Annotated in this window: 7 protein-coding genes; 5 read left to right on the top strand and 2 right to left on the bottom strand. The window is 71.5% G+C overall.

The window, feature by feature from the left end; all coding sequences use genetic code 11:
- A partial coding sequence (locus tag IJH84_RS26785) for an IclR family transcriptional regulator (protein ID WP_295150435.1) occupies window positions 1–499 on the top strand: 499 nt, incomplete at its 5' end.
- A gap of 6 nt (window positions 500–505) precedes the next feature.
- Here the strand turns inward: IJH84_RS26785 and IJH84_RS26790 are convergent.
- Both IJH84_RS26790 and IJH84_RS26795 read right to left on the bottom strand, forming a co-directional pair.
- Window positions 506–1,975, bottom strand: coding sequence for a dihydroorotase family protein (locus IJH84_RS26790; protein ID WP_295150437.1), 1,470 nt, complete (start codon window positions 1,973–1,975; stop codon window positions 506–508).
- A gap of 9 nt (window positions 1,976–1,984) precedes the next feature.
- Window positions 1,985–3,370 (bottom strand): FAD-binding protein, encoded by a 1,386-nt coding sequence (locus IJH84_RS26795; RefSeq protein WP_295150440.1) that lies wholly within the window; start codon window positions 3,368–3,370, stop codon window positions 1,985–1,987.
- A 256-nt stretch (window positions 3,371–3,626) separates the two neighbouring features.
- On the opposite strand from IJH84_RS26795, the gene IJH84_RS26800 reads away from it, so the two are divergent.
- The 4 genes from IJH84_RS26800 to IJH84_RS26815 all read left to right on the top strand — a co-directional run.
- Window positions 3,627–4,814: a CaiB/BaiF CoA-transferase family protein gene (locus IJH84_RS26800; RefSeq protein ID WP_295150443.1), complete on the top strand. Its 1,188-nt coding sequence runs from the start codon at window positions 3,627–3,629 to the stop codon at window positions 4,812–4,814.
- The gene (locus IJH84_RS26805) at window positions 4,811–5,746 is read left to right on the top strand and encodes a CoA ester lyase (RefSeq protein ID WP_295150446.1); all 936 of its coding nucleotides are present in this window, start codon (window positions 4,811–4,813) and stop codon (window positions 5,744–5,746) included. Before IJH84_RS26800 ends, IJH84_RS26805 begins: the two co-directional genes overlap by 4 nt.
- Window positions 5,743–6,564 (top strand): cyclase family protein, encoded by an 822-nt coding sequence (locus tag IJH84_RS26810; protein WP_295150450.1) that lies wholly within the window; start codon window positions 5,743–5,745, stop codon window positions 6,562–6,564. Before IJH84_RS26805 ends, IJH84_RS26810 begins: the two co-directional genes overlap by 4 nt.
- A partial coding sequence (locus IJH84_RS26815; RefSeq protein WP_295150453.1) for an MmgE/PrpD family protein occupies window positions 6,561–7,054 on the top strand: 494 nt, incomplete at its 3' end. The genes IJH84_RS26810 and IJH84_RS26815, both read left to right, overlap by 4 nt.

Raw genomic sequence — 7,054 nt, forward strand, 5'->3', positions numbered from 1 at the left:
ACTGCGCGACGAGACCGGTGAGACCACGACGCTGTCCGGGCTGGTCGGCGACGAGCGGGTCTACCTCGACCAGTTCGAGAGCGGCGCCGAGATCAAGATGACCGTCGAGGCGGGCAGGCGGTTCCCGCTGCACGCCGGGTCGTCGGGCAAGGCGATTCTGGCGCACCTGCCGGAGGACCGGCGTGCGGCGGTGCTCTCCGGCGAGCTCGGCGCGCTCACCGAGCGGACCGTGACCGACCGGGCGGCGCTGCGCGACGAGCTGGCCGCGATCGCCGAGGACGGTGTCGCGGTGTCGCTCGGTGAGCGACAGGTGGGTGCCGGGTCGGTCGCGGCGCCGTTGATCGGCCCGGACGGCGAGGTGCACGGCGCGATCAGCGTCTGCGGTCCCGAGCACCGCTTCAGCCCGGACAAGATCGAGCGCTACCGCGAGCTCGTGCGCGCGGCCACCGCGGAGATCGCCCGGAACTGGGCGGTTCCGCCCGCCGCGAGCGGGCGCTGAGCCGCTTCAGCGCCCGCGCCGCAGGTACCTGCCGACCGGCTCGTCCTGCAGCTTGCCGCCTGCGAACACGTGGTGGCCGCGCACGAAGGTGTCGGTGACCTTCGCCGACATCGGGAAACCTTCGAACGGCGTGTACTCCTGAGTGGACTCCGACTCGGCAGCCCGCACCGTCCACGACACATTCGGGTCCACGAGGGCGAAATCGGCGTCGTAGCCCTCCGCCAGCGTTCCCTTGTGCAGCAATCCGTACCGCTGCGCCGGGTTCTGCGCCGTCAGCTTCGCGATCCGCTGCGGTGACAGGCCCCGCTTTGCGCCCTCGCCGACCAGGCCGGGCAGCAGGTACTCCGCGCCGCCGAAGCCCGATTTGGCGAGGAAGACGTCGTCGCGCTCGGCGCCGAACTTCATCTCGTCGCGGCAACAGGCGTGGTCGCTGACGATCCAGTCCACCTCACCGGCGAGCACGTGGCCCCACAGCGCCTCGACGTCTTCCCGCTCGCGCAGCGGCGGATTCACCTTGCCACCGATGCCGCTCGCAGTGTCCACATCGGCCAGCAAGTGCCCGACGGTGACCTCGCGGCGGAAATCCACGTGCGGGAACGTCCGCGCCATCCGCAGCGCCGCGTCCAGCGCTTTTTCCGAGGAAAGGTGCAGCAGGTTGATGTTCGCCAGCCCGGTCTCGTGCGCCAGGTAGGACGCGATGGTGACCGCGAGCCCTTCGGAGTGCGGCGGGCGGGCGGCGCTGTAGGCGCGCAGGCCGGACAGCTCGCCCTCCTGCTCCACCAGCTCGGTGTACGCCGTCATGATCTCCGCTGTCTCGCAGTGCAGCGACAGCGACAGGTACGGCGCGTACTCCGTGAAGACCTCGCGGGCTCGCTGCACACCGCGCATCACGAACTCGAAGTGCGCGAGGTCGTAGCGCTCTTCGGGCGGGATCATCAGGAAGTCGCTCTGGCTGCCCGAGCGCCCGTGCAGACCGTGGCTGCCGTAGAACATGAAGATCTTGAACGACGTGACGCCGTGTTCCTCGACCAGGTAAGGGATTTCCTCGATGTGCTGAGCCATCATCGGCGCCAGGTGAAAGCCGTAGTCGACGTGCGCGTTGCCTTCGGCGGCCGAGAGCACTTCGGGGAAGAATTCCCGGTAGCCGCCTCCCTTGTTCAGGTAGTACTGCCCGGTGCGCATGTAGGTCAGCGCCGTGGTGACCCCGCCCTGGGCGCTGGCCCTGCTCTCCGAGGTGGTGTCGGTGGCGAGGTCGTAGTAGATGCCCCAGTGCTGGTGGGCGTCGACCACGCCGGGAAACGCCAGCAGTCCCCGCCCGTCGACGACCCGCGCGACATCGTCGCGCGCCAGACCCGGCGCGATGCGAACGATCTTGCCGTCGTTGACCGCGATGTCGACCAGGTCGGGCCGGTCGTTGTCGGGGTCCTCCGGGCGCACCACCCGGACGTCGGTGACCAGTAGTTCGGTTGTCGCCATCCCTGCTCCTCACTGAGCCTGTTGCGGTCGGGCCGCCCGGCGACGGGCGATGTCGTCCGCGGCCAAATAGGACAGTCCGAACGCGGGTAGCAGGCCGTTTCCCGCGAGATAGCCCGCCGCGCCGTGCCCGGAGATCCCCGCTGCCGCTCCCCCGACCGCGTACAGCCCGGGAATCGGCCGGTCGTGCCGGTCGACGACCGCGGCGTGCTCGTCGACCAGCAGCCCGCCTTGGGTGTGGAACAGCGCGGGCACCACGCGCACCGCCGCGTACTCGGGAACCAGCGCGTGATCCCAGTTGGTGCGGCCGAACGGATCGGCCCGCTCGCCGCGCGCGTACTTCGCGGTGTTCGCCAGTTCTCCGGTCAGCTCGCGTTCCGGCAGGCCGGTCGCGCGGGCGAGTCCCGCCGCGTCCCCGGACCGCACCACGACGCCCGAGTCGACCGTGTCGCGGAAGTCCTGGAAAACCTGGCACCGCTGGAAAACCGCCTCGTCCAGCACGATCCAGCCGGTTCCGCCGGGCCGGGCGGCCAGTTCCGCGGCGAACTCGGAGTAGCCGCGCAGCTCGTCGCCGAACCGCTGCCCGGTGCTGTCGACCAGGATTGCGCCTTGCACGACCGTGGCCCAGCCGACGAGCGTGCCCGCGCCCGCGGCGACCGCGCTGTGGCCCTGGTAGGCGTCGAGATAGCCGGCCGCGGCGCCGAGCTTCTCGCCGATCCGGAGCGCATCGCCCCGCGAGTGGTCACCGCCCCGGTACAGCGCATCCGCGATCTCCGGCAGGTGCCGCCGCACGAGCTCCGGGTCCGCGCCGAAACCGTTGGTGGCCAACAGGATCGCGCGCGTCGGACTCTCTTCTTCGGCGCCGTCCGGATAGCGCACCACCGCCGCGCGGACCCGCCCGCCCTCGGTCAGCACGTCGACCAGCCGCGCGGGAACGAGCATGTCCACATCGGAGTGCCCGGCGGCCGCGCGCGCCAAGTGGTCGATCACCGCCGAGCCGTGACGTCCCGGTACCGAGTGGCAGCGCGGCACCGCGTGGCCGGGATAGGTGAAGTCGGTGACCAGCGACAGCGGTAACCCCACGACGTCGGCGAGCCATTGGACGAGTTCCGCGCTGACCGCGGCCAGCGTGCGCGCGAGGCGGGGTTCGGCCAGGCCGCCGGTCTTGGCCGCGATGTCGGCGAGGAACCGTTCCGGGGAGTCCTGCACACCGGCTCCGGTCTGCCACCGCGATCCGGCTGCGGGGAACATCGCCGTGGACATCGAGGTGTTGTTGCCGCGGCGGAAGTGCTCGTCGGCCTCCACCACGAGCACGCTCAGCCCGTGCTCGGCCGCGCGCAGCGCGCCCGCCAGCCCGCCGCCCGCACCCGCGATCACGACGTCCACCCGATCGTCCATGCGCCTCGACCTCCCGTCGTTCCCCTAGAAGAAACAATGGGAACCGCTTGGCGGGCAGCCTGACACCGCAGGTGAACCGGCGTCAACGGTCGCCCGCTCTTGACTTGCAGCGCGATCGGCGCGAGCTTGTCCCTGTGCGGCGAGAGCGCCACCGGACAGCAAGCCGCTCTTTGTTCCCATCAGGGAAACACTCGGCATCGAGCCCGATTCGCCGCTCGCAGACCCGAAATTGGCTCTCAGAAAGGCAGGTGCGCCGATGGCGGATGCGCTCTCCGGGATTCGCGTTCTCGACACGGCGACGCTGTTCGCCGGGCCGCTGGCCGCCACGATGCTCGCCGACTACGGCGCGGAGGTCATCAAGATCGAGCACCCGAACGGCGATCCGGTTCGCGGGCACGGCGCGCAGCGCGACGGCGTCGGGTTGTGGTGGAAGATGCTCGGCCGCGGCAAGCAGGCGATGACGCTGTACCTCGGTTCCCCGGAGGGGCAGGAGATCTTCCGCCGGATGGTCGCCGACGCCGACGTCGTGATCGAGAACTTCCGTCCCGGAACGCTGGAGCGCTGGGGGCTCGGCTACGAGGAACTGCGCCGGATCAACCCGGGCATCGTGCTGGCCCGCGTGACCGGTTTCGGGCAGACCGGGCCGTACGCGAAGCGACCGGGCTTCGGGACGCTGGCCGAGGCGATGAGCGGGTTCGCCGCGATCACCGGCGAGCCGGACGGCCCGCCGACGCTGCCGCCGTTCGGCCTCGCCGACGGGATCGCCGCACTGGCCACCTCGTTCGCGGTGCTCACGGCGCTGCGCGCCCGCGAGCACACCGGCAGCGGCCAGGTAGTCGACCTCGCGATCATCGAGCCGATCCTCACCCTGCTCGGCCCGCAGATCATCGCCTACGACCAGCTCGGCGTCCTGCAGGAACGCACCGGCAACCGCTCCAACAACAACGCGCCGCGCAACACCTACCGGACCCGCGACGGCGGCTGGGTCGCGATCTCCACCAGCGCCCAGTCGATCGCCGAACGGGTCGTGCGGCTGGTCGGCAGGCCGGATCTGGCCGAGCAGCCGTGGTTCGCGAGCGGGGCCGAGCGCGCGCAGCACGCCGACGAGCTCGACGAAGCGGTCGGCTCGTGGATCGCCGAACGCGATCGCGCGGAGGTGATCGAGGCGTTCGAGCAGGCGCAAGCCGCGATCGCCCCGATCTACACCGCGGCCGACATCGTGCAGGACCCGCAGTACGAAGCGCTCGGCACGATCGCGACGCTGCCCGACGACGAGCTCGGGCCGGTGCGGATGCAGAACGTGCTGTTCCGGCTGTCGGAAACCCCGGGTCAGATCACCTCGACCGGTCCGCCCATCGGCGCGCACACCGAGGAAGTGCTCGCACGCTACGACGTCACCGGCGCGGCGCTGGACGAGTTGCGGGACAAGGGCGTGATCCGATGAGACCCGCGCGCAGCTGGCTCTACGTGCCGGGTGACCGGCCGGAGCGCATCGGCAAAGCACTCGCCTCGGACGCCGACGAGGTGATCCTCGACCTGGAGGACGCCGTCGCCCCCGCGGCCAAAGACGAGGCGCGCCGAGCGGTGCTGGCCGCACTCGCCGACGGGCACCGCGCGCACGTTCGGATCAACGCCACGGACGGTTCGCAGGGACGGGCCGACGTCGAGGCGCTGGCGGCCGCTCCGGGCGCGCTCGCGGGCGTGCGGGTGCCCAAGTGCGAGAACCCCGGCGAGCTGGGCCGGGTGGCCGACGCGCTCGGCGTGGCCGTGCATCCCGTGGTGGAGTCCGCGTTCGGCGTGGAGCACGCATACGCGCTGGCCACCGCGCATCCGCTGGTGGCGGGGATTTCGCTCGGCGAGGCCGACCTCGCCGCGGACCTGCGGGTTCCCGGCGTCGAGTCGCTCACCTGGCCGCGCTCGCGCATCGTCGTCGCGGCACGTGCGGCCGGGTTGCCGAGCCCGGTGCAGAGCGCGTGGACAGCCGTCCGCGATCTGGACGGCCTGCGCGCCGACACCGAAGCGGGCCGGAAAGCCGGATTCTTCGGGCGTTCGGTGCTGCATCCGGCGCAGATTCCCGTGGTGCACGAAGCGTGCGCACCCGATCCGGACGAAGTCGCGCGAGCTCGGTCCCTCGTGGACGCGCTGCGCGTGACCGACGAAGCCGCGTGGATCGACCACTCCGGACGTTTCGTCGACGCGGCGGTCGTCGAGCAGGCCAGGTGGCTGCTTTCGATCACCGGCGAAGGGACCAGCAGGCGCACCGGCAACGACGCCGAATCCGTCCACAAAGTACAGACCGACCAGCGGGACGGGCCCGCCCGGCAAGACCGCCACAGCGCCGAACACACGAACAACGACGAAGGGCACGCCCCATGACGACCACAGAGGACCCGCTGCTGGCGGCGATCGCGGGCGGAGTCCGGCTGATCGAGCTCGGCCAGCCGTTCTTCACCGGGATGCCGTGCTCACCGAACCATCCCGGGTTCCGGATGACGCTCAACCGCCGCCACGGCGACATGCGGCGGGCCGACGGCGGCTCCGCGGCCAACGAGATCATCGTCACCGGCGGGCACGTCGGCACCCACATCGACGCGCTCTCGCACGTGAGCCATCGCGGTGAGCTGCACGGCGGGATCGACGCGGCCGAAGCCCAGCAGGGCGGCGCGTTCTCCGCGCACGGAGCCGAGAACCTGCCGGGCCTGCTGCGGCGCGGCGTGCTGCTCGACGTCGCCGCCGTGCACGACGTCCCGACGCTGCCGGCCGGATATGGCGTCACCGCCGAGGATTTGGCGGCGGCCGCGCGGCGCGCGGACGTCGAGCCGGCCGGAGGCGACGTCGCGCTGATCCGCACCGGCTGGGCGCGCAACTTCACCGACCAGACCGCTTACCTGGGCAAGGAAACGGGAGTTCCCGGGGCGACGGAACAGGCGGCGCAGTGGCTCGCCGCACGCGGGATCGTCGCCACCGGCGCAGACACCACCGCCTACGAGCAGATACCCGCGGGTGCCGGGCACTCGCTGCTTCCGGTGCACCGGGTTCTGCTGGTGGAGTCCGGGATCTTCATCATGGAGCACCTGAACCGCGAATCCCTCGCCGAGCAGGGCATCGCGGAGTTCGCCTTCCTGCTCGCTCCGCTGCGCATCACCGGCGGCACCAGCGCGCCCATCCGTCCGCAGGCGGCGGTGAGCGCATGACGACACCGGTTCAGCGCCTCGCCGAGTTCGCGGCCTCGGTGCGCGCGCGAGGACTTCCCGAGCGGCTGCGCGACGACGCCGCCCGCAGGGTGCTGGACGTGCTGGGCAACAGCCTCGCCGCCACCTCCGAAGCACCGGCGGCCGCGGTCGGAACGCTGGTCCGTGAGTGGGGCGGGCAGGGCCGCGCGAGCGCGATCGGCGGCGGGCGGCTGCCGGAGCCGAGCGCCGCGCTGCTGAACGGAACGCTGGCGCACTCGCTCGACTTCGACGACACCCACCTGCCGTCGGTGTTGCACCCTTCCGCGTCGGTCGTTCCCGCCGCGCTGGCCGTCGCCGAGTCGCGCGGGGCGAGCGGAGCGCAGCTGCTCGACGCCGTCGGCGTCGGTGTCGAGATCACCGTCCGGGTCGGAATGGCGGGCTACGACCGGGAATTGGGCAACTCGGTGTTCTTCGAGCGCGGGCTGCACGCCACCGCCATCTGCGGCGCGCT

Source organism: Saccharopolyspora sp. (genome assembly GCF_017434145.1).
GTDB lineage: Bacteria > Actinomycetota > Actinomycetes > Mycobacteriales > Pseudonocardiaceae > Saccharopolyspora_C > Saccharopolyspora_C galaxeae.

Bases quoted from the DNA above. Each gene is read 5' to 3' on its own strand.
- IJH84_RS26790 (WP_295150437.1), bottom strand. From the start codon at position 1,975: ATGGCGACAACCGAACTACTGGTCACCGACGTCCGGGTGGTGCGCCCG.
- IJH84_RS26795 (WP_295150440.1), bottom strand. From the start codon at position 3,370: ATGGACGATCGGGTGGACGTCGTGATCGCGGGTGCGGGCGGCGGGCTG.
- IJH84_RS26800 (WP_295150443.1), top strand. From the start codon at position 3,627: ATGGCGGATGCGCTCTCCGGGATTCGCGTTCTCGACACGGCGACGCTG.
- IJH84_RS26805 (WP_295150446.1), top strand. From the start codon at position 4,811: ATGAGACCCGCGCGCAGCTGGCTCTACGTGCCGGGTGACCGGCCGGAG.
- IJH84_RS26810 (WP_295150450.1), top strand. From the start codon at position 5,743: ATGACGACCACAGAGGACCCGCTGCTGGCGGCGATCGCGGGCGGAGTC.